Below are 20,904 nucleotides of genomic sequence, written 5' to 3'. Positions count from 1 at the left end.
AGGCCGCGCTACGAGGGCGCTGTGTGCCGGGGGGCTTACTTTTCCTGCTTGGCGATTTCCGCGCGGAACTCAGCCAGCACCTTGGCCGCGTCCTTCAGGCCCTTGGCTTCGGCATCCTTGATCCACTTCTGCTCCAGGGGAGCGGTCTTTGCTTTGACATCCGCTACAAACTTGGCATCTGCCTTGACGATCTGCACGTTGTTGGCCTGCATCAGTGCCATGGCGCGGCGATCGACGCGGTCCCAGCCGCGTCCGAACATGCGCGCGGCCACTTCGCCGGAGATCGCGTCCACAGCTTTCTTTTCGTCGGCGCTGAGCTTGTCGTACTTGCCCTGGTTCATCATGAAGACAAAACTGGTGTTGTACAGGCCGCCGGGGAACACGGTGGCATGTTTGATCAGCTTGTCGATCTTGAAGGATTCGGTGGACTCCGCGGGGAACAGCGTGCCGTCCATGACGCCGCCGGAGAGCAGCTCATACGAATCCGGTGCGGGTTTGAGCGTGACATTCATGCCCAGCGTTTTCGCGATCTCATTGACCATGCCGCCGCCGACGCGCCATTTCAGGCCGCCCAGCTCTTCCACGTTGGTGACAGGCCGCTTGGTGTTGAACACCATGCCGGGGCCGTGGGTAAAGAAAGAAATGACCTTCACGCCCTGGTGTTCGCCCTGGAACTGCGGATTTTTCATGGCCACCTTGTTGAAGGCCACGGAAATCGGCTCGGAGGTGTTGCCCAGGAAAGGCAGCTCGGCCATCTGGGTGTAGAGAAAACGGCCCGGCGTGTAGCCGTGCACAGTGTAGGAAACGTCGGCCAAGCCATTTTTGACCGCATCCAGTGTGCCGGGCGCCGCCGTGACGCCGCGCGGCAGGATGTTGCATTTCATCTTGCCGGCGGTGTTTTTCTCCAGCAGGTCGCACCATTCTTTCTGGGCGGTGCTCAGCGTGTGGCTGGGCGGCAGCCAGCTGGAAACGGTCAGCACAGTCTGGGCGGACGCAAAGCCGCTACAAACAGTGAGCAGGGCGGCGGCAATCGGTTTGATGTTCATAAACACTCCGGGGACGGTCAAAAGCTGACCTGATGGCTTCATTGAGGGCTGAATCAGTGGCGGCAAGCCCCGATTCATTCGGGAATACTGACTTTAAGTCAGCGATGGCAGCCGGTCTGTCCTTACTTACCCCAATTAACCGACCCAACGGTCTGTTAATTAGCCGGCCCAATTGTCGCCCGGGTAACAGTGCATTGGGCCGGCATCCCTAATTCGGGTGCCGCAGGTCTTTATAATAAAAAATAGTACGATCGTTCTTTTTTCGTTTTTGCCGGTGCGGTTTATTCCCGAAAACCTGCTTTGCGGGGAAGGCCGGTAGCCACAGCATAGAATCAAAAGCTTTACGTGAACGTCAACTCAATCAACTCTGGAGCCCTGCAATGAAGGTCTTGGTACCCGTCAAACGCGTTGTGGATTACAACGTCAAAGTCCGCGTCAAATCCGATGGCACCGGTGTCGATATCGCCAACGTCAAAATGAGCATGAACCCGTTTGACGAGATTGCCGTCGAGGAGGCCACGCGGCTGAAGGAAAAGGGTGTCGTGACCGAAGTGATTGCCGTGAGCTGCGGCGTCGCGCAATGCCAGGAAACCCTGCGTACGGCCATGGCCATCGGCGCTGACCGTGCCATCCTGGTGGAAACCGCCGAAGAGCTGCAGCCGCTGGCAGTGGCCAAGCTGCTCAAGGCCCTGGTCGACAAGGAGCAGCCGCAGCTGGTGATCCTGGGCAAGCAGGCGATCGATGACGATTGCAACCAGACCGGTCAGATGCTGGCAGCCCTGCTGGGCTGGCCGCAGGCGACCTTCGCCTCCAAGGTCGATGTGGCCGACGGCAAGGCGGTTGTCATGCGCGAAGTTGACGGCGGCATGGAAACCCTGAGCCTGAGCCTGCCCGCCATCATCACGACCGACCTGCGCCTGAACGAGCCGCGCTACGTGACCCTGCCCAACATCATGAAGGCCAAGAAAAAGCAGCTCGACAACGTCAAGCCCGAAGACCTCGGTGTCGATGTCAAGCCGCGCATCAAGACGCTCAAGGTCAGCGAGCCGCCCAAGCGTAGCGCCGGCATCAAGGTGCCCGACGTCGCCACGCTGGTCGACAAGCTCCGCAACGAAGCCAAGGTAATTTAAGGAATCGACATGACCGCACTTGTTATTGCAGAACACGACAACACCAGCATCCGCCCCGCGACCCTCAATACCGTGACAGCCGCCGCCCAGTGCGGCGGCGAGGTGCATGTGCTGGTGGCAGGCCTGAACGCCGGTGCCGCCGCCCAGGCCGCCAGCCAGATCGCTGGCGTGGCCAAGGTGATCCATGCCGATGCCGCACATTTTGAGCACGGCCTGGCCGAAAACATGGCGGCCCAGGTGATGGCGCTGGCCAGCAGCTATTCGCATATCCTGTTTCCGGCCACCGCCTCCGGCAAGAACATCGCACCGCGCGTCGCAGCCCTGCTCGACGTCGGCCAGATCTCCGACATCACCAAGGTGGATGCGGTAGATACTTTCGAGCGACCCATTTACGCCGGCAACGCGATTGCCATCGTGCAGAGCCTGGATGCAACCAAAGTCATTACTGTGCGCACGACCGGCTTTGATGCAGCGGCGGCCACGGGTGGTTCTGCCGCCGTGGACACCGTGACCGGCGTGGCCGACAGCGGCAAGTCCACTTTTGTCGGCAGCGAAATCGCCAAGAGCGACCGGCCCGAACTGACGGCGGCGAAGATCATCGTCAGCGGTGGCCGCGCGCTGGGCAGTGCCGAGAAGTTCAATGAAGTCATGACGCCGCTGGCCGACAAGCTCGGTGCGGCACTCGGCGCTTCGCGCGCCGCGGTCGATGCCGGTTACGCGCCCAACGACTGGCAGGTCGGCCAGACCGGCAAGATCGTCGCGCCCCAGCTCTACATTGCAGCCGGCATCAGCGGCGCGATCCAGCACTTGGCCGGCATGAAGGACAGCAAGGTGATCGTCGCGATCAACAAGGACCCGGAAGCGCCAATCTTCAGCGTGGCTGACTACGGGCTGGAGGCCGACCTGTTTACTGCTGTGCCTGAACTGGTTGCAGCGCTGTAAGGTTTAGTTCAATAACAAGGGAGGAGAAAAAATGCTTTTTTTTAGCAATAGAAGACTCTTGGGGGCGATGTTTGTTGCCTTGTGTCTGGTGCTATCGGGTTGTGCGAACCTGGACCGAAAGATCACCGGCGTCACCCTCAAGCCTGGAGCCAAACCAGAACCTGTGACTTCGCTGGCGCTTGTTTTCATAAGTCCTGAGTTGAACGGCAAAGACCCGGGATTGGTTCGCGGGTACGCCATGGCTGGCATCCTGAACCCAGCGACGATGAAGCGTACGAGTGATCGTGCTGCTGAATTCCTTACCCTGAACGGCCTGCAGACGCAATACCTTGGTTCTTTTGATAAGAACTACCCGCTGAACAACCTTTTGAAGGATTGGGCGGCCAAAGGGTACAGCACATTGGTGTTTGTTCCGATGGGTTCCTCGATTACTACTCAAAATGGATCGCCTGTCTGGGCTTCAGCCCGGTATCGCGTCACGCTTTATGACCGGCAATTGAAGCCCTCTCTGGAACTGTTTGATGACTACAACGGAAGTGTCTTCACCTCCAATCAGGCCGATACGGTCGCAGCGGGTTGGATGAATGCGCTAATTGCGAACGGATACGCGGTTAAAAAATCGGACAAACTGGTTCAACCGCCATATCGCGATTTTGTGAAGGAAGACCGCGAAGCTAAAGTTCCCGGCAAATAGTTGCAGGCAGCTCGGATCACAATGCCTGGCCTCAATCCTTCGGTGATCTCCAGTAGTCACGCGATCAATCATGGCAAGTATGCAAAGACTATGAGTCATGGGGTTGATTCCATGATGACGTCCTTTTCTTGAGCGTTGCGACACCGATTGGGTAACTAACAAATTTCGGGTGGAAAATTTTCAGTCAGGAGGAAATATGCGGATCTTGAGACTGCTTTGTGTATCAGTTTTGACAATACTTGTAAGCGTTGGCGCGATTGCAGCGACCGTGGGGAAGTTATCCCAATACAAGGTTAGTCCAGAGGTGGGCGACAAGATTGGCTCGTTGGGTATTATTTTCGTGAATCCGGTGGTTGGGGCGAATAGCGATCCGGAGCGAGCTCAGGCGTATATGCTTTCTGGCGTTCAGGATCAGGTCAAGGTATCCAGGGCTGCCGAACGCTACGCTGAATTGTTTACCTTCAATGGTGTACCGACTTTTTTTGTGGGTGCCTTTGACAAGACCCCCGAACTCAGGGCAACGTTGACGCAATCATTGAGCAAATACACCCATGTCCTTTTTTTTGAACCTACCGGCGCTGTTCTCACAACGTTGAGTACGCGTGCTCAGCCGATTGGCTCTGTCAAGTATCGAATGACGTTGCTAAATAGTCAAAGCCGACGCCTTATGGAAATGTCCGATGAGTTTGGTGTCAATTTTGTGAAGTCCATCCTGAGCCCGGATACCCACCTATTTGATATCGCAGCAGCCCGTTGGTACAACACGCTTGCGACAGAGAAACTGGTAGACGTTTTGCCGGAAGATCCGAAACGCCCCCCACCAAAGAGTTATCCAACTGACGGCCAAGAGAGTAAATAAGTCATGACATACAAAGCCCCCCTCAAGGACATGCTGTTTGACATCAAACACCTGGCCAACATCGATGCGGTGGCGCAGATCCCGGGCTTCGAGGAAGCCGGCTTTGACACCGCGCAGGCCGTGCTCGAAGAATGTGCCAAGTTCAACGAGGGCGTGTTGTCTCCGCTGAACTGGGAGGGCGACAAAAACCCGTCGAGCTGGAAAGATGGCGTGGTCACGACGACGCCTGGCTTCAAGGAGGCCTACAAACAATACGCAGAAGGCGGCTGGCAGGGCCTGCAGCATCCGCTGGACTTCGGCGGCCAGGGCCTGCCCAAAACCATAGGCGCGGCCTGCGGCGAAATGCTCAACTCGGCCAACATGAGTTTTGCACTGTGCCCGCTGCTCAGCGACGGCGCGATCGAAGCCCTACTGACGGCCGGCTCGGACGAGCTCAAGGCGGTCTACCTGGAAAAGCTGGTGAGCGGGAAGTGGACCGGCACCATGAACCTGACCGAGCCGCAGGCCGGCTCCGACCTGGCCATGGTGCGCAGCCGGGCCGAGCCGCAGCCCGACGGCACCTACAAGGTCTTCGGCACCAAAATTTTCATCACTTACGGTGAACACGACATGGCCGAAAACATCGTGCACCTGGTGCTGGCACGTGTCACCGGCGCGCCCGAAGGCGTCAAGGGCATCAGCCTGTTCGTCGTGCCCAAGTTCATGGTTGGCAAGGACGGCACGCTGGGTGCGCGCAACGATGTGCACTGCGTGAGCATCGAACACAAGATGGGCATCAAGGCCTCGCCCACCGCTGTTCTCCAATACGGCGACCACGGTGGCGCAGTGGGTTACATCGTCGGCCAGGAAAACCGCGGCCTCGAGTACATGTTCATCATGATGAACTCGGCGCGTTACGCCGTGGGCATGCAGGGCATCGCGATTGCCGAGCGCGCTTACCAGAAGGCTGTTACTTTCGCGAAAGACCGCGTGCAAAGCCGGCCTGTCGATGGTTCCATCGCTGCGAGCGCGCCCATCATCCACCACCCCGACGTCAAGCGCATGCTGATGACCATGCGCGCCTACACCGAAGGCTGCCGTGCGATGGCTTCGGTGGCGGCCGCCGCCTATGACGCGTCGCATCACCACCCCGACGCAGAGGTGCGCAAGCAGAACCAGGCCTTCTACGAATACATGGTGCCTCTCGTCAAGGGCTACAGCACCGAGATGAGCCTCGAAGTCACTTCGCTGGGTGTGCAGGTGCACGGTGGCATGGGCTTCATCGAGGAAACTGGTGCGGCGCAGTATTACCGCGATGCAAAAATCCTGACGATTTACGAAGGCACCACCGCCATCCAGGCCAACGACCTGGTGGGCCGCAAGACCTCGCGTGATGGCGGCCAGACGGCCAAGGGCATTGCGGCGCAGATTGAAACCACCGAGGCCGAACTCGCGAAGCAGGGCGGTGCGGCGGCGAAAACCGTCGCCAAACGACTCAAGGCCGCACGGGAAGCCTTTGTGGATGTGGTCAACTTTGTCGCCGGTAACACCAAGGCGTCGCCCAATGCGGTGTTTGCAGGCAGCGTGCCTTACCTGATGCTCGCCGGCAACGTGGTGGCCGGATGGCAGATGGCGCGTTCACTGCTGGTGGCCGAAGAGCACTTGGCCCGTGGTGAAGACACCGCCTTCATGCAGGCCAAGATCACCACGGCGGTCTTCTACGCTGACCATCTGCTCAGCAAGGTGCCGGGCATGCGCGACAGCATTGTCGAAGGGGCCGACAGCGTGACCGCGCTGGCGCTCGAAGCTTTTTAAATCCGTTCCAGCTTGCTATCAGTTCGATAGCTGTTGTCGCCCGCTTGACAAGGGCCAGGCTCATTTTTCGCCCAGAATATTCCAGAACCACCACGGAGAGACCATGTCCCGACTTCCTGAGCCCCTGAACCGCCTGCCACTGCCCATCATCGGCTCGCCGCTGTTCATCATCAGCAACCCCAAGCTGGTGATTGCCCAGTGCATCGCAGGTGTCGTCGGCGCCATGCCGGCACTCAATGCGCGTCCGGCATCTCAGCTAGACGAATGGCTGGCCGAGATCACCGAGACGCTGGCTGCCTACAACAAGGCCAACCCGGACAAGCCTGCCGCTCCGTTTGCCATCAACCAGATCGTGCACAAGTCCAACGAACGGCTGGAGCACGACATGGAAATGTGCGTGAAGTACAAGGTGCCGATCTACATCACCAGCCTGGGCGCGCGCGAAGACATCAACGCGGCGGCGCACAGCTACGGCGGTGTCGTGCTGCACGACATCATCAACAACAAGTTTGCGCGCAAGGCGATTGAAAAAGGTGCCGACGGCCTGGTGGCCGTGGCCGCCGGTGCGGGCGGCCATGCCGGCGTCAAAAGCCCGTTTGCGCTGATCCAGGAAATCCGCCAGTGGTTTGACGGTCCCCTCGCGTTGTCTGGTGCCATTTCCACCGGCGGCGCCGTGCTGGCCGCGCAAGCCATGGGCGCAGACTTTGCCTACATCGGCTCGGCCTTCATCGCCACCGAAGAGGCGCGCGCCTCGGACGCCTACAAGCAGTCCATTGTCGACAGCAGCAGCGACGACATTGTTTACTCCAGCCTGTTCACCGGTGTGCACGGCAACTACCTCCGGCCTTCCATTGTTGCCGCGGGCATGGACCCCGACAACCTGCCCGACGGCGACCTGAAGACCATGAACTTCGCCAGTGGCGAGGGCAGCAAGTCCAAGGCCTGGAAAGACATCTGGGGCTGCGGCCAGGGCATTGGCGCGGTGACCAAAGTGCAAAGCACCGCCGACTATGTCGCGCAACTCAGGCGCGAGTACCAGGAAGCACGCCAAAAGGTCTGCGCTTAGGCGTTTGAGCTTTTTCCGCTGCATGAAGCCGACAGCCGCTGCCCTGACGCCGTCGGCGCAGCGCCTGCCCGGCATTGATGCCCTGAAGGCCTTGGGCTGCGTGCTGATCGTCTGCCACCATCTGGCTTTTTACGGACCCATGAGCGACGTGGTTCACACCGCTGCCCCGGGGCTGGTGAACTGGCTGTATGACTACGGCCGCATGGCGGTGCAGATTTTCCTGGTGGTGGGCGGCTTTCTCGCCGCTGCGTCACTGGCGCCGCAGGGCCGGAGCGTGGTTCGCGAGCCGCTGCAACTCATCCTGCGCCGCTACCGACGGCTGGCACTGCCGCTGATGGTGGCGGTGGCCATCACCATCGTTGTGGCGGCAAGCGTGCGCCCCTGGTTGCCTCACCCCTCCGTTCCCGATGCACCCGGTTTCTGGCAACTGCTGGCGCATCTGTTTTTGCTGCAGGACCTGCTGGGCCAGGAGGCGCTCTCGGCGGGCATCTGGTACGTGGCGATTGATTTCCAGCTGTTCGTGATCAGCGTGGTGTTTCTCACGCTTTGGCCTGACACGCGGCACCGGTGGGCGGTGCTGGTCCTGGCGGCGGCGTCGCTGCTGGTCTTCAATCGCCGTGCCGGGCTGGACATGACCGGCTTGTATTTCTTCGGGTCCTATGCATTGGGCATGCTGGCCTGGTGGGCCTCGCGCAGTACGCAGCCGTCACGCTGGCTGCTGGCCATGCTCGGGCTGGCCGGGATGGCACTGGCGCTGGATTTTCGCGGGCGTTTGCTGGTGGCGCTGCTGGTGGCGCTGGGCCTTGTCTGGTGGCAGCGCGGTGGCGTGGCCCGGCGCTGGCTACAGGCGCCGTGGCTGCTTGGGCTTGGCCAGATTTCCTATTCGGTCTTCCTGATCCACTTTCCTGTTTGCCTGCTGGTCAATGCGCTGGTGAGTCAGCTGTGGCCAACTCAACTCGCAGCCAACAGCTTCGGGCTGGTTGCTGCTTTCCTGTTGTCCCTGCTGGCTGGTTGGGCCTTGTACCTGAATGTCGAGTCACCCGATGCACCCTGGCGCCGCGTGCGGGCTCCCGCCTTTCTCCGGCCCTGAGCGTTAGGGCGATTTTTCTGGATGGAAATGTGCCTTTCGCCCTTGTTTTACGGGCGATGTTTGCTACTAATCTGGTAGCAATACACTCAACCGGCTAAGCCTCGCGAAGGAAAACCAGTTCGGGCAGCGGCATGTCCGGCTGCTGCTGGCGCGCGTGGGCATGGATCTCTTTCATGCGTGCGCGGCAGCGGTCGAGGTCCTCAACCCGGAAAAGAAACAGCACTTCATCGGGTTTCTCCGCGTTCTGCCAGAGGTGCGCCAGCGTCATGCCCTGTTCGGCGTGTGTGGCCGCGTCCTTGTTGAGCTGGATCCGGATGTTGGCCAGCGGAACACCGCTGAGTTTTGCCAGTACGTGGGCCATGGCTTTCTCCTGAAGTCAGGCCTTCATTATTCAATGTCGCGGCCGGTGCTGCTGGTATTGCGGTATCGTGGTGCAGGCGTATACTGTTTATTCATACAGTATTCGAGAAACCCATGTCCGAGGCCTTCATTCCGTTGCATGCCATCAAGGGCCGCGGCACGGCCACGCGGCTGGCCCACCGCTTTACCAAAGATGTGCGCGATGCGTGGGACGACGGATGGGGGACGCTGGAGGACGCAGCGCTGGATGAAAGGCCGCCCGAGACTGAAGTGACATTCGAGGATGCGCGCAGCGCCATTGCCCGCAACGATTCGCCAGACATCTATTTCGACTACTCGGTCAACCCCTACCGCGGTTGCGAGCATGGCTGTGTGTACTGCTATGCGCGGCCGACCCACAGCTACCTGAACCTTTCGCCCGGGCTGGACTTCGAAACCCGCCTGATCGCCAAGCGCAACATCGTTGAAGCCCTGCGCACCGACCTGGCCAGACGCAGCTACGTTCCCAAGATGATCAACATCGGTTCAGCCACCGACTGTTACCAGCCCATCGAGCGCGAATTGCGCCTGACGCGCGGGGTGATCGAGTTGATGCGGGATGTACGGCATCCGATGGCACTGGTCACCAAGTCCAGCGGTGTGGAGCGCGATCTGGACCTGCTGGCGCCCATGGCCGCGGACAAGCTGGCCGCGGTTTATGTGACCATCACCACGCTGGACGGTGCGGTGGCACGTATGCTCGAGCCGCGCGCCGCGGCACCGCACCGGCGGCTGCGCACGATCCGCACCTTGGCAGAAGCGGGCGTGCCGGTGGGGGTGAGCCTGGCACCGCACATCCCGTTTGTCACCGATGACATGGAGCAGGTGCTCGAAGCTGCGTGGGAGGCGGGCGCGCGTTCGGCCTTCTACCACGTGATCCGCCTGCCCTGGGAAGTGGCGCCGCTGTTCAAACAGTGGCTGGAGCTGCATTACCCGCAGCGCGCGAGCCGCATCATGGCGCGTATCCACGAGATGCGCGGCGGCAAGGACTACGACGCCGATTTCGCCACGCGCATGAAAGGCAGCGGCCTGTGGTCTGACCTGGTGCGCCAGCGGTTTGAGAAGGCTTCGAAGCGGCTGGGTTTCAACCGCGAGCGCATCGAGCTGGATATCAGCCGGTTCCGTCCACCGAGTGCGCCAGGGCAGGGCAGTCTGTTCTGACCGGAAGCTTTGCGGTTTAACGCAGGTAGCTGCGATTGAGCCGCACTTCCAGTTTTGTCTGCAGCGTTTCAAACGATGCGCTCATGGCCCAGTACATGGCCGCCGCCGCCAGGTAGAGCGGAAAAGGCTGGAAGGTGGTGGCGATGACTTCCTTGGTGGCCAGCATCAGCTCACTCACAGCAATCACCGAGACCAGCGAGGTGTCCTTGATCAGGCTGATCAGGCTGTTGGAGAGGCTGGGCACAGCCAGCCGCAGGGCTTGCGGGCCGACGACGTAGCGCAGCGTCTGCGTTTGTGTCAGTCCCAGGCTGCGGGCGGCGTTCCATTGCCCGTGTTCCACGCCGTTGATGGCGCCGCGTATGGTTTCCGACAGGTAGGCTCCGACGTTGAGGCTGAGCCCCAGGATGCCTGCCGTGATCGGGTCGAACTGGATGCCGATGCTGGGCAGGCCGAAGTAGATCACGAAGAGCTGCACCAGCAGCGGGGTGCCGCGCATACAGCTGACATACAGCGCTGCCAATTGCGCAAGGCCAGGCACTTTCGCCAGCCGCGTGATGGCGACCACGGTGCCGATGACCGCGCCAAAAAAAACGGACGTCACGGCCAGCAGCAATGTCCATCCGGCGCCTTTGAGCATCACGGGCAAGGCGTCGCGCAGTAATTCGGTCACACCGGAAAATTCCATGGCAGTCTCCACAAATAAAAACCCCGGCCACAGGCCGGGGTGCTTCAGGCGTCGTTGGCGCTGGTGCCAGTGCGCGCGGCTGAATGAATGGTACTTGGTTCTACTGATTTCTCACCTGGCGATGGGCGGCTTGCTCACGTCGCGGTCAAACCACTTGTTGGAGATTTTGGCAAACGAGCCGTCTGCACGCAGATCGGCGAGCGCCTTGTCGATGGCGGCCTTGAACTTCGGATTGTTCTTGACAAAGGGAATGCCGGATTTTTCCAGCTCGCCGACGGGCGCGCCGGGCTTGAGGGGCAGCTTGGTTTTTTTCACGATGTAGGGGATCAGCAGGCTGTCGTTCAGCGCTGCATCGATGCGGCCCAGGGCCAGATCCTGCAGATACTCCTGCGCACCGGGATAGGTTCTGATATCGATGCCGCCTTCCTTTTTGGCGATGTCGGCAAAGTTGGTGCCCTGGCCCAGGCCAAGTTTTTTGCCTTTGAGGTCGGCCAGTGTCCTGAACTCGCGTTTCTCGTCCTTGCGAACGATCAGCTGCGGACTGGAGACGGTGTAGGGCTCGGAAAAATCAAAGGTTTCCTTGCGCTTGTCGGTGATGCCGACCTGATTGATGACGACATCGTATTTGCCGGCCTGCAAACCGGCGAGGATGGCGCTCCATTCGCTGGTGGTGAACTCGGCCTTGACACCCAGCTTTTGCGCCAGCGCATGGGCAAGCTCCACCTCAAAGCCGGCGAGCTGGTCGTTTTCCTTGTAGTTGAAAGGCGGGTAAGTGCCTTCCAGCGCAACCCTCAAGGTGCCGCGCTGCTTGACGGTGTCCAGCAAGTCAGCGGCGCCAGCAGCGCTGGCCACCAAAGCCAGGGGGAGGAGAAGGGTCGAGGTCAGTAGGTTGCGGATATTCATATTCTCTTATTCGTATAAAAATTAAATCTTGCAAGAAAAATGAATATTAAAACTGCTACCCGGAAATGGCAGGCGAACGCCTGGAAATCCCTGATGCAGATCGGGTAATTGAGCGCACCGGGCGCTGGCAGGATCACTCCGACAACTGCCGGGCGTGGTGGTTCAGGTGGTCGGCCATGAAGGTGGCGATGAAGTAATAACTGTGGTCATAACCCGGGTGCCAGCGCAATTGCAAGGCCTGACCGGCTTGGGCGCAGGCCGCTTCAAACAGCTGCGGATGCAACTGCTCGATCAGGAATTTGTCGGCCAGGCCCTGGTCAACCAGGATGCCGCCCGGATAGGGTGCCGCGTGCAAGCCGCTCATGAGCGCGGTGGCATCGTGCGCCGCCCAGATGGATTCGTCCTTGCCCAGGTAACCGGTGAAAGCCTTGCGGCCCCACGGACACTGGCTGGGCGCGCAGACCGGCGCAAAGGCCGAGACCGACTTGAAGAGACCTGCGTGCCTGAGCGCCAGCGTCAGTGCGCCGTGCCCGCCCATCGAGTGGCCGAAGATGCCGATCCGGCCGGGGTTGAGGGGCAGGGTATGCGTGAGCAGCGGCAACAGCTCGGCGGTGATGTAGCTCTCCATGCGATAGTTCAGCGACCAGGGTGCCCGCGTGGCGTCGAGGTAAAAACTTGCACCGACGCCGAAGTCCCAGCTGTCGGTGTCGCCGGGAAGGTTGGCACCGCGCGGGCTGGTGTCCGGCGCGATCAAGGCCAGGCCGAGGGTGGCGGCCAAGCGCTGGGCACCTGCCTTGGTCATGAAGGTTTCTTCATTGCAGGTCAGGCCCGCCAGGTAAATCAGCGCGGGTACCTTGCCCCCGGCTTCCTCGATCATGGTTTGCGGCGGCAGGAACACCGAAAACTTCATGGGCAGGCCGATGGCCCTGGAGGCGTGCTGGTAAAACCGCTGTACGCCGCCGAAGCAGGCATGTTCGCTGAGGAGTTCGGGCAGGGTGTTCATGGCCAGGGCGTCCTTTCATTCGGCAGAGTTTTTGCCTCAAACCACCAGGCGCTGTTCTACCAGCTCGAGCACGGCGCCGGCAAACACCTGCGGTTTTTCCTGCGGCAGGTTGTGGCCTGCACCGGGCACGATGCGGTGGGAACGGGGGCCTGCGAACTGGCGCGCATGTTGTGCGGCCGGGGCAGGGGGCCGCACGCCGTCGTCGGTGCCGTCGAAGGTGATGCTGGGGACGGTGATGGCCGGTTGTGCGGCCAGCCGCTGCTCGATGCCGGCCAGCGCCGGATCACCGGCCACCAGGCCGAAGCGATGGCGGTAGGAATGGATGACAACGTCCACGAAGTCGGGGTGTTCGAAGGCGGCAGCACTGCGCTCGAAGGTGTCGGCATCGAACTTCCAGGTGGGAGACCACAGCTTCCACAACAGGCCGCACAGCGCGCGCCGGTTCGACGCCAGCCCGGCGCGGCCCCGTTCGCTGTGAAAGTAATACTGGTACCAGAGGCTGCGCTCGTTTTCCGGCGTGTCCGGCACCATGGCCTTGGCGATGTTCTGGATGTTGTAGCTGTTCAGCGAAACCAGGCCCGCGCAGCGCTCGGGCCAGAGGGCCGCAACCACGCAGGCCGCGCGGCCGCCCCAGTCGTAACCTGCCAGCACCGCACGTGGAACTGCCAGCGCATCCATCAGGGCCAGCAGGTCGGCGCCCAGTGCCGCCTGCTCGCCCGAACGCGGCGTGGCATCGTCCAGGAAACGCGTGGCACCGTAGCCGCGCAGGTAAGGCACATAAACGCGGCACCCCTGGGCGGCCAGCAGGGGCGCCACTTCGGCATAGGCATGGATGTCGTAGGGAAAGCCGTGCATCAGGAACACAGGCGGGCCATCGGCCGGCCCGGCTTCGTACAGCGCCACGTCCAGCACGCCGGCGGTGATGTGGCGCAGGGGCTGAAGCAGGTTCATGGTGTGCCGTTCAGTACAGAACCACGCCGCGGATCGACTCGCCGCTTTTCATCAGCTCGAAGCCCTTGTTGATGTCCTCCAGCGGCATGGTGTGCGTGATCAGGTCGTCGATATTGATCTTGCCTTCCATGTACCAGTCCACAATTTTCGGCACGTCGGTGCGGCCGCGTGCGCCGCCGAAGGCCGAGCCTTCCCACTTGCGGCCGGTGACCAGCTGGAAGGGGCGGGTGCTGATCTCGGCGCCGGCCTCGGCCACGCCGATGATGATGCTGCGGCCCCAGCCCTTGTGGGTGCATTCCAGCGCCTGGCGCATCACCTTGGTGTTGCCTATGCATTCGAAGCTGTAGTCAGCGCCGCCGTCGGTCAGCTGCACGATGGCGTCAACCACGTTCTCGGTGTTCTTCGGGTTGATGAAGTGCGTCATGCCGAACTTGCGCGCCATCTCCTGTCGCGCGGGGTTGATGTCCACGCCGATGATCTTGTCGGCGCCCACCATCTTCGCGCCCTGGATCACGTTCAGGCCGATGCCGCCCAGGCCGAAGACGACGACGTTGGCACCGGCCTCGACCTTGGCGGTGAACAGCACCGCGCCTATGCCGGTGGTCACGCCGCAACCGATGTAGCAGACCTTGTCGAAAGGTGCGTCCTCGCGGATCTTGGCCAGCGAGATCTCGGGCGCCACCGTGTAGTTGCTGAAGGTGCTGGTCCCCATGTAGTGGAAGATGGGCTTGCCGTCCAGGCTGAAGCGGCTGGTGGCGTCGGGCATCAGGCCCTTGCCCTGGGTGCCGCGAATCAGCTGGCACAGGTTGGTCTTGCGCGAGAGGCAGAATTTGCACTGGCGGCATTCCGGCGTGTACAGCGGGATGACGTGGTCGCCTTTTTTGAGCGTGGTCACGCCGGGGCCGACGTCAACCACGATGCCCGCACCTTCATGGCCGAGGATGGCCGGGAAGATGCCTTCCGGGTCCGCACCCGACAGCGTGTAGTAGTCGGTGTGGCAGATGCCGGTGGCCTTGATTTCGACCAGTACCTCGCCAAACTTCGGGCCCTGCAGATCGACGGTTTCAATGGTCAGGGCTTGGCCGGATTTCCAGGCGACGGCGGCTTTGGTTTTCATGAGGGCTTGGAGGAAGTTGATTTGGAAATCAGGCTACTTTATCGCGGATGCGGAGGGGGCGCCGTAGAGATGCAGCTTTTGCACCAGCATGAGGCTGAGCACCGTGGCCACAACGCCCACCAGTGCATTGCCCCAGTAGTGCTGGACCAGCCCTTGCGCGTCGCGGCTGATGATGAGGCCGCCGACAAAGGCGGCAGCGCCCATGGCGGCCGATTGCACCGAGGCATTGAGTGCCATGAAGGTGCCGCGCAGTTGCGGGTTGGCGGCGCTGGCTACCAGCGCCATGCCCGGCACCATGCGCCCGTTCATGCCGATAAACAAAGCCGTGGTGACCACCAGAATGCCCCACACGCCGAAACCGGCGCTCTGGCTCAGCAGGAGCATGGGGGCGAGGGCGAGGACTGCCATGTAGCTGAACATCCTGGCCTTGCCCACCGAGTCCGTCAAACGGCCTATGAAACGCGCGGTGACCAGCGTGGCCGCGCCACCGCACAGGTAGAGATACGGCACCTGCTGGACCGTGAAGCCGCCGTTGGCCGTGATGAAAATGGTGATGTAGGGAATGATGGCGAAGCCGCCGAACATCAGCAATGCGGTGAATACGAAAGCCTTCAGGTGGTTGGTGTCCCGCAGAACCTGCACGATGCCGGCGACGGGCGAGCTGCGCTGGTGCTCCAGGTGGCCCGCCAGCGCCGGCAAGGTCAGCCAGGCGCCGAGCGCCAGCACGCCGCAGGTGGCGGCAATGGCAAAAAACGGTGCGTGCCAGCCGAACTGCGCCGCCAGAAACAGGCTGAGCGGAACCCCGGCAACGGACGCCAGGGAGAAGGAAGACATCACGATGCCCATCGCGCGGCCGCGCCGCTCGAAGGGAATCACATCCGCAATGATGGTCTGCGACAGGGCCGCCAGCACGCCGCCGAAGGTGCCGGCGGCCACACGCGCCAGCAGCAGGCTGTCATAGCTGGGTGCCATGCCGCAGGCCAGCGTGGCCAGCGCAAACAGCAGGTACAGCACCAGCAGCAGGTTTTTTCGTCCGAAGCGGTCCACGTAGAGCGATGCGAGCAGGCCTGATGCGCCTGCGGCAAAGGTGTAGGCCGAGACCAGCAGGCCGAACTTCGCGTCGCTGATGTTGAAGATCTGCGTGAACTGCGGACCCAGCGGCATCATGACCATGAAGTCCACGATGTGCGTGAACTGGATGCCGGCCAGCGTGATGAGGAGCCAGAGCTCGCGTTTGGGGGAAAGGGGAGTGGACATCAGGAAAAGCGGGAGAGGGCAGCCCCCGACTTTATCGGAGCGCGACGCCTTGCGCCGCGCCGGTGCGCAACAACCCCGAGGCAGGCTGGGGATGTACGACCGGCAAGGAATGAAATTGGCCTGTAGCCCAGGCGGTACGGGCGCACGCAGCTATCAAGTCGATAGCTTTGTGGCCCTTGCTCCAGGCGCTGGATCAGGCGCTGAAAAAGCCCTTGAGTTTGTCGGTCCAGCTTTCTTCGGTGGGCGAATGTTTGGCGCCGCCTTTTTTCAAGGACTCGTCGAGTTCCTTGAACAGCTTGCGCTGGTGCTCGGTGAGCTTGACCGGCGTTTCCACCGTGATGTGGCAATACAGGTCGCCCGGGTAGCTGGAGCGCACGCCCTTGATGCCCTTGCCGCGCAGGCGGAACTGCTTGCCGGTCTGCGTGCCTTCGGGAATGTCGATGGCGGCCTTGCCGGCCAGCGTGGGCACCTCGATCTCGCCACCCAGCGCCGCCGCGGCCATGCCGATGGGCACCACGCAGTGCAGGTCGTCGCCGTCGCGCTCGAAGATGTCGTGTTTCTTCAGCCGGATCTCGATGTAGAGGTCGCCTGGCGGGCCGCCATTGGTGCCAGGCTCGCCGTTGCCGGTCGAACGGATGCGCATGCCGTCGTCGATGCCGGCCGGAATCTTGACTTCCAGGGTCTTGTTGGTTTTGGTCTTGCCGACGCCATGGCAGGCGACGCAGGGCTCGGGAATCAGCTTGCCGGTGCCCTTGCACTGCGGACAGGTCTGCTGCACGCTGAAAAAGCCCTGGCGCATCTGCACCACGCCATGGCCATGGCAGGTGGTGCAGGTGACTACCTTGGTGCCGGGTTTGGCGCCGGTGCCGTGACAGGTGCTGCAGTTGTCCCAGCTCGGGATGCGGATCTGCGCATCCTTGCCGGTGGCCGCTTCTTCCAGCGTGACTTCCATGGCGTAGCTGAGGTCGCCGCCGCGGTAGACCTGGCGGCCGCCGCGCTGGCCGCCGCGGCCCTGCTGGGCGCCGAATACGTCGCCGAAGATATCGCCGAAAGCCTCGGCAAAACCGCCAAAGCCTTCCGCACCGGGCCCACCGCCGCGGTTCGGGTCCACGCCCGCGTGGCCGTACTGGTCGTAGGCCGCGCGCTTCTGCGCGTCGGACAGCATCTCGTAGGCCTCCTTGGCTTCCTTGAATTTCTCCTCCGACACCTTGCCGTCACCCTGGTTGCGGTCGGGGTGGTGCTTCATCGCCAGCTTGCGATAGGCTTTCTTGATGTCCTCGTCGCTGGCGTTTTTCGGAACACCCAGCGTGTCGTAATAGTCTTTTTTGATGGCCATGGGAATTGCGTGTTCAGTGGGAGGGATTCCTGTGCCCCGGATGCGGCAAAGCGGAATGCGGGGAAAGCCCCCGATTCCGCTTCGCTGCCCGGAGGCTAAACATCAAACAGGGGATCAGCCCTTTTTGACTTCCTTGACTTCGGCGTCCACCACATTGTCGTCGGCGGCCGGTTGGGCTGCCGCCTCTTCGCCGCCGCCTGTGCCACCCGCTTGCGCTGCCTGCGAAGCCTGCATGTCGGCGTACATCTTTTCGCCGAGCTTCTGGCTGGCGTCCATGAGGGCCGCATTTTTCGCGTCGATGGCGTCCTTGCTTTCACCCTTGAGCGCTTCTTCCATGTCCTTGATGGCGGCCTCGATTTTTTCCTTCTCGCCGGCATCCAGCTTGTCGCCGTATTCGGTCAGCGATTTTTTCACGCTGTGCACCATGGCTTCGGCATTGTTCTTGGCCTGCACAAATTCAACACGCTGCTTGTCGTCGGCGGCGTGCAGTTCGGCATCCTTCACCATCTGCTGGATCTCTGCCTCGGACAAACCGGAGTTGGCCTTGATGGTGATCTTGTTTTCCTTGCCGGTGCCCTTGTCCTTGGCGCCCACGTGCAGAATGCCGTTCGCGTCGATGTCGAAGGACACTTCAATTTGCGGCGTGCCGCGGGCGGCAGGCGGAATGCCTTCAAGGTTGAACTCGCCCAACGCCTTGTTGCCGGAGGCCAGCTCGCGCTCGCCCTGGTAGACCTTGATGGTCACGGCCGGCTGGTTGTCTTCAGCGGTCGAGAAAGTCTGCGCAAACTTGGTCGGGATGGTCGTGTTCTTCTTGATCATCTTGGTCATCACGCCACCCATGGTCTCGATGCCCAGGGACAGCGGTGTGACGTCGAGCAGCAGCACGTCGGTACGGTCGCCCGAGAGCACCTGGCCCTGGATCGCGGCGCCAACAGCCACAGCTTCGTCGGGGTTCACGTCCTTGCGCGGGTCCTTGCCGAAGAATTCCTTGACCTTGTCCTGCACCTTGGGCATGCGGGTCTGGCCGCCGACCAGGATCACGTCATGGATGTCGCCGCCGCTGACGCTGGCGTCTTTCATGGCCACGCGGCAGGGCGCAATGGTGCGCTCGACCAGCTCTTCGACCAGCTGCTCCAGCTTGGAGCGGGTCATCTTGATGTTCAGGTGTTTCGGGCCCGAGGCATCGGCCGTGATATAGGGCAGGTTGATGTCGGTCTGCGCGCTGCTCGACAGCTCGATCTTGGCCTTTTCAGCGGCTTCCTTCAGGCGCTGCAGGGCCAGCACGTCCTTGCCCAGGTCCACGCCTTGTTCTTTCTTGAACTCGGCAATAATGAAGTCGATGATGCGCTGATCGAAGTCTTCGCCGCCCAAGAAGGTGTCACCGTTGGTGGAAAGCACTTCGAACTGTTTTTCGCCGTCCACATCGGCAATCTCGATGATGGAGATGTCGAAGGTGCCGCCGCCCAGGTCATAGACCGAGATCTTGCGGTCGCCTTTTTCCTGCTTGTCCATGCCGAAGGCCAGCGCCGCGGCGGTGGGCTCGTTGATGATGCGCTTGACGTCCAGGCCCGCAATGCGGCCGGCGTCTTTCGTGGCCTGGCGCTGTGCGTCGTTGAAGTACGCAGGCACGGTGATCACCGCTTCGGTGACCGGCTCGCCGAGGTAGTCTTCGGCGGTCTTTTTCATCTTGCGCAGGATGTCGGCGCTGACCTGCTGGGGCGACATCTTCTTGCCGTGCACTTCGATCCAGGCGTCGCCGTTGTCGGCCGCCACGATCTTGTAGGGCATCAGGTCGATGTCCTTTTGCACTTCCTTCTCGGTGAACTTGCGGCCGATCAGGCGCTTGACGGCGTACAGCGTGTTCTTGGGGTTGGTCACGGCCTGGCGCTTGGCCGAGGCACCGACCAGCACTTCTCCGTTTTCGAGGTAAGCCACCACCGACGGGGTGGTGCGTGCGCCTTCCGAGTTTTCGATGACGCGGGGAACATTGCCCTCCATCACTGCCACGCAGCTGTTGGTGGTGCCCAAATCGATGCCGATGATTCTGCCCATGATTCACTCCTAGATTTCTTGGTTAAGTTGTTTGAATACGGTATGGCTGTTGATTCAGCCCTTGGCCCCAAGGCCATGTTGATGACTTGTGGATAACTTCGCGTGTTTCAAGTGCGCCTCCATCAATTGCCGAACTTATTTCGGGGCCGCCACCGTGACCAGCGCGGGCCGCAGCACGCGGTCGGCGATCAGGTAGCCTTTTTGCAGCACGCTGACCACGGTGTTGGCTTCCTGGGTGGATTCCGGCGGCAGCGGCACCATGCTGATGGCTTGGTGCTGGTGCGGGTCGAACTTGCTGCCGCTGGCGGGGTTGATCTCGATCACCTTGTTGCGCTCCAGCGCGCTCTTGAGCTGCTTGAGCGTGGCCTCGGTGCCTTCACGGATCTGCGCGGCCGTGGCGTCCGGCTGCAGCAGCCCGGCTTCCAGGCTGTCGGTGACAGGCAGCAGGCTTTCCGCAAAACTTTCGACGGCGAACTTGCGCGCCTTGGCAATTTCATCGTCGGCGCGGCGGCGGGCATTTTCGGCCTCGGCCTTGGCGCGCAGGAAGTTGTCAGCCAGCTCGGTGTTTTTAGCCTGCAGCGCGGCCAGGTCGGCCTGGGCGGCTGCCAGCGCGTCGGCTTCGTTGGCAGCCTGGGCAGCTTCCAGCTCTTCCGGGCTGGGTGCGCCTGTAAGTTCTTGATTTTGTTCGGGTTGGTTGTTGTCGGACATGGTCGGAGACAGGTTGTTCAGAAGGACAAGAGCGCTAGCTGGGGGCGGCAAAGCCCTTTTCAAGACAAGGGAATGGCGCCAGATGTTAGGCAGGCGCCGCACAAGGGCAGGCCGGCATGAGGGCCGCATGCTATGAAATAAATAGCTGCCTGCGCAGGCAGGAAAAGGGCGGGAGGCCGATTTTATGCACAAAAACCGGCGCCGGAAGCGCTGGCCCCAATAAAAAGACAGGCGCAGGGCCTGTCTTTTGGGGGTGGCTGCGCCTTATTTTTTCTTGATGGCGCTGACCTTGGTCTGGCTGGCGGACCACTTGGCGGCAAAGGCCTGCACATCGTTCAGGCGCTTGAGCAGGTCGCTGCCGAGGGCGGTGACGATATAGCCGTCATTGCCGTGACCCATCAGGCCGGCGGCGCGCAGTTCCTTGATGCGGGTGTTCAGGGTGTTGGGCGTGATGCTGCCAATGCTGTCCTGCAGCAGCCGGAAGGTTTGTGGATGGCCGTCTTTGAGTGCCCACAGTACGCGAAGCGCGTAGCGCGATTCAAACAGTTCAAACAGTTGTCCGACGGCGGCATTTTCTTTGGCACTCATGGGGGCATCTCCTGGTCACGTTTTTGTCACAGTTAATCGGTAAGCACGCGCTTGAAGCGAAATATAGCGCAAATTTCTGGCTGCTACTAGTTTTATAGCTACCCGCGCCCGCAGGATGTAGCC

General features: G+C 61.3%; 20 protein-coding genes. 8 read left to right on the top strand and 12 right to left on the bottom strand.

Annotation, left to right across the window (positions count from 1 at the left end):
* Positions 1 to 35: 35 nt before the first annotated feature.
* A complete protein-coding gene (locus WA904_RS07395; RefSeq protein WP_425196479.1) occupies positions 36 to 1,046 on the bottom strand; it encodes a TRAP transporter substrate-binding protein in 1,011 nt (336 codons plus the stop codon).
* A 380-nt stretch (positions 1,047 to 1,426) separates the two neighbouring features.
* On the opposite strand from WA904_RS07395, the gene WA904_RS07390 reads away from it, so the two are divergent.
* The 7 genes from WA904_RS07390 to WA904_RS07360 all read left to right on the top strand — a co-directional run bounded on the left by WA904_RS07390 (position 1,427) and on the right by WA904_RS07360 (position 8,621).
* Complete coding sequence (locus WA904_RS07390; protein ID WP_293592422.1) at positions 1,427 to 2,176, top strand: electron transfer flavoprotein subunit beta/FixA family protein; 750 nt, start codon at positions 1,427 to 1,429, stop codon at positions 2,174 to 2,176.
* A 9-nt stretch (positions 2,177 to 2,185) separates the two neighbouring features.
* Positions 2,186 to 3,118, top strand: a complete 933-nt coding sequence (locus WA904_RS07385; RefSeq protein ID WP_425196478.1) for an electron transfer flavoprotein subunit alpha/FixB family protein — start codon at positions 2,186 to 2,188, stop codon at positions 3,116 to 3,118.
* Between the two features lie 31 nt (positions 3,119 to 3,149).
* Complete coding sequence (locus WA904_RS07380; RefSeq protein ID WP_425196477.1) at positions 3,150 to 3,812, top strand: hypothetical protein; 663 nt, start codon at positions 3,150 to 3,152, stop codon at positions 3,810 to 3,812.
* Between the two features lie 304 nt (positions 3,813 to 4,116).
* Complete coding sequence (locus tag WA904_RS07375) at positions 4,117 to 4,671, top strand: hypothetical protein (protein WP_425196476.1); 555 nt, start codon at positions 4,117 to 4,119, stop codon at positions 4,669 to 4,671.
* A 3-nt stretch (positions 4,672 to 4,674) separates the two neighbouring features.
* Complete coding sequence (locus WA904_RS07370; protein ID WP_425196475.1) at positions 4,675 to 6,465, top strand: acyl-CoA dehydrogenase; 1,791 nt, start codon at positions 4,675 to 4,677, stop codon at positions 6,463 to 6,465.
* 103 nt (positions 6,466 to 6,568) lie between these two features.
* Positions 6,569 to 7,531 (top strand): NAD(P)H-dependent flavin oxidoreductase, encoded by a 963-nt coding sequence (locus tag WA904_RS07365; RefSeq protein ID WP_425196474.1) that lies wholly within the window; start codon positions 6,569 to 6,571, stop codon positions 7,529 to 7,531.
* A 22-nt stretch (positions 7,532 to 7,553) separates the two neighbouring features.
* Positions 7,554 to 8,621, top strand: coding sequence for an acyltransferase family protein (locus WA904_RS07360; RefSeq protein WP_425196473.1), 1,068 nt, complete (start codon positions 7,554 to 7,556; stop codon positions 8,619 to 8,621).
* A gap of 94 nt (positions 8,622 to 8,715) precedes the next feature.
* Here WA904_RS07360 and WA904_RS07355 read toward each other — a convergent pair whose 3' ends face one another.
* The gene (locus WA904_RS07355; RefSeq protein ID WP_425196472.1) at positions 8,716 to 8,982 is read right to left on the bottom strand and encodes a hypothetical protein; all 267 of its coding nucleotides are present in this window, start codon (positions 8,980 to 8,982) and stop codon (positions 8,716 to 8,718) included.
* A 113-nt stretch (positions 8,983 to 9,095) separates the two neighbouring features.
* On the opposite strand from WA904_RS07355, the gene WA904_RS07350 reads away from it, so the two are divergent.
* The gene (locus WA904_RS07350) at positions 9,096 to 10,181 is read left to right on the top strand and encodes a PA0069 family radical SAM protein (RefSeq protein ID WP_425196471.1); all 1,086 of its coding nucleotides are present in this window, start codon (positions 9,096 to 9,098) and stop codon (positions 10,179 to 10,181) included.
* A gap of 16 nt (positions 10,182 to 10,197) precedes the next feature.
* On the opposite strand, the gene WA904_RS07345 is transcribed toward WA904_RS07350, so the two are convergent.
* The 10 genes from WA904_RS07345 to WA904_RS07300 form a co-directional block, all read right to left on the bottom strand.
* Positions 10,198 to 10,866: an amino acid ABC transporter permease gene (locus tag WA904_RS07345; RefSeq protein ID WP_425196470.1), complete on the bottom strand. Its 669-nt coding sequence runs from the start codon at positions 10,864 to 10,866 to the stop codon at positions 10,198 to 10,200.
* Between the two features lie 111 nt (positions 10,867 to 10,977).
* Positions 10,978 to 11,769: a transporter substrate-binding domain-containing protein gene (locus WA904_RS07340; protein ID WP_425196469.1), complete on the bottom strand. Its 792-nt coding sequence runs from the start codon at positions 11,767 to 11,769 to the stop codon at positions 10,978 to 10,980.
* A 133-nt stretch (positions 11,770 to 11,902) separates the two neighbouring features.
* Entirely contained in the window at positions 11,903 to 12,772 is an 870-nt protein-coding gene (gene fghA / locus WA904_RS07335; protein ID WP_425196468.1) for an S-formylglutathione hydrolase, read from the bottom strand.
* A 36-nt stretch (positions 12,773 to 12,808) separates the two neighbouring features.
* A complete protein-coding gene (locus tag WA904_RS07330; protein WP_425196467.1) occupies positions 12,809 to 13,723 on the bottom strand; it encodes an alpha/beta fold hydrolase in 915 nt (304 codons plus the stop codon).
* Positions 13,724 to 13,733: 10 nt separating this feature from the next.
* Complete coding sequence (locus WA904_RS07325) at positions 13,734 to 14,840, bottom strand: S-(hydroxymethyl)glutathione dehydrogenase/class III alcohol dehydrogenase (protein ID WP_425196466.1); 1,107 nt, start codon at positions 14,838 to 14,840, stop codon at positions 13,734 to 13,736.
* 33 nt (positions 14,841 to 14,873) lie between these two features.
* Positions 14,874 to 16,097, bottom strand: coding sequence for an MFS transporter (locus WA904_RS07320; protein WP_425196465.1), 1,224 nt, complete (start codon positions 16,095 to 16,097; stop codon positions 14,874 to 14,876).
* A 193-nt stretch (positions 16,098 to 16,290) separates the two neighbouring features.
* Entirely contained in the window at positions 16,291 to 17,433 is a 1,143-nt protein-coding gene (dnaJ, locus tag WA904_RS07315; RefSeq protein WP_425196464.1) for a molecular chaperone DnaJ, read from the bottom strand.
* A gap of 114 nt (positions 17,434 to 17,547) precedes the next feature.
* Entirely contained in the window at positions 17,548 to 19,485 is a 1,938-nt protein-coding gene (dnaK, locus tag WA904_RS07310) for a molecular chaperone DnaK (RefSeq protein ID WP_425196463.1), read from the bottom strand.
* Between the two features lie 135 nt (positions 19,486 to 19,620).
* On the bottom strand, positions 19,621 to 20,193 hold the full coding sequence (gene grpE, locus WA904_RS07305; protein WP_425196462.1) for a nucleotide exchange factor GrpE: 573 nt from the start codon (positions 20,191 to 20,193) through the stop codon (positions 19,621 to 19,623).
* Positions 20,194 to 20,457: 264 nt separating this feature from the next.
* Entirely contained in the window at positions 20,458 to 20,781 is a 324-nt protein-coding gene (locus WA904_RS07300) for a winged helix-turn-helix transcriptional regulator (RefSeq protein ID WP_425196461.1), read from the bottom strand.
* Between the last annotated feature and the right edge of the window lie 123 nt (positions 20,782 to 20,904).

This window comes from Polaromonas sp., from assembly GCF_049790275.1.
GTDB lineage: Bacteria > Pseudomonadota > Gammaproteobacteria > Burkholderiales > Burkholderiaceae_C > Polaromonas.
Note: the sequence above shows the minus strand (reverse complement) of the source record. Positions and strands in the feature narration are given on the sequence as shown.

What these genes read in the sequence shown, in the direction of transcription:
- WA904_RS07395 (WP_425196479.1), bottom strand. Translation starts at nt 1,046, where the DNA reads ATGAACATCAAACCGATTGCCGCCGCCCTGCTCACTGTTTGTAGCGGC.
- WA904_RS07390 (WP_293592422.1), top strand. Translation starts at nt 1,427, where the DNA reads ATGAAGGTCTTGGTACCCGTCAAACGCGTTGTGGATTACAACGTCAAA.
- WA904_RS07385 (WP_425196478.1), top strand. Translation starts at nt 2,186, where the DNA reads ATGACCGCACTTGTTATTGCAGAACACGACAACACCAGCATCCGCCCC.
- WA904_RS07380 (WP_425196477.1), top strand. Translation starts at nt 3,150, where the DNA reads ATGCTTTTTTTTAGCAATAGAAGACTCTTGGGGGCGATGTTTGTTGCC.
- WA904_RS07370 (WP_425196475.1), top strand. Translation starts at nt 4,675, where the DNA reads ATGACATACAAAGCCCCCCTCAAGGACATGCTGTTTGACATCAAACAC.
- WA904_RS07365 (WP_425196474.1), top strand. Translation starts at nt 6,569, where the DNA reads ATGTCCCGACTTCCTGAGCCCCTGAACCGCCTGCCACTGCCCATCATC.
- WA904_RS07360 (WP_425196473.1), top strand. Translation starts at nt 7,554, where the DNA reads ATGAAGCCGACAGCCGCTGCCCTGACGCCGTCGGCGCAGCGCCTGCCC.
- WA904_RS07355 (WP_425196472.1), bottom strand. Translation starts at nt 8,982, where the DNA reads ATGGCCCACGTACTGGCAAAACTCAGCGGTGTTCCGCTGGCCAACATC.
- WA904_RS07350 (WP_425196471.1), top strand. Translation starts at nt 9,096, where the DNA reads ATGTCCGAGGCCTTCATTCCGTTGCATGCCATCAAGGGCCGCGGCACG.
- WA904_RS07345 (WP_425196470.1), bottom strand. Translation starts at nt 10,866, where the DNA reads ATGGAATTTTCCGGTGTGACCGAATTACTGCGCGACGCCTTGCCCGTG.
- WA904_RS07340 (WP_425196469.1), bottom strand. Translation starts at nt 11,769, where the DNA reads ATGAATATCCGCAACCTACTGACCTCGACCCTTCTCCTCCCCCTGGCT.
- fghA (WP_425196468.1), bottom strand. Translation starts at nt 12,772, where the DNA reads ATGAACACCCTGCCCGAACTCCTCAGCGAACATGCCTGCTTCGGCGGC.
- WA904_RS07330 (WP_425196467.1), bottom strand. Translation starts at nt 13,723, where the DNA reads ATGAACCTGCTTCAGCCCCTGCGCCACATCACCGCCGGCGTGCTGGAC.
- WA904_RS07325 (WP_425196466.1), bottom strand. Translation starts at nt 14,840, where the DNA reads ATGAAAACCAAAGCCGCCGTCGCCTGGAAATCCGGCCAAGCCCTGACC.
- WA904_RS07320 (WP_425196465.1), bottom strand. Translation starts at nt 16,097, where the DNA reads ATGTCCACTCCCCTTTCCCCCAAACGCGAGCTCTGGCTCCTCATCACG.
- dnaJ (WP_425196464.1), bottom strand. Translation starts at nt 17,433, where the DNA reads ATGGCCATCAAAAAAGACTATTACGACACGCTGGGTGTTCCGAAAAAC.
- dnaK (WP_425196463.1), bottom strand. Translation starts at nt 19,485, where the DNA reads ATGGGCAGAATCATCGGCATCGATTTGGGCACCACCAACAGCTGCGTG.
- grpE (WP_425196462.1), bottom strand. Translation starts at nt 20,193, where the DNA reads ATGTCCGACAACAACCAACCCGAACAAAATCAAGAACTTACAGGCGCA.
- WA904_RS07300 (WP_425196461.1), bottom strand. Translation starts at nt 20,781, where the DNA reads ATGAGTGCCAAAGAAAATGCCGCCGTCGGACAACTGTTTGAACTGTTT.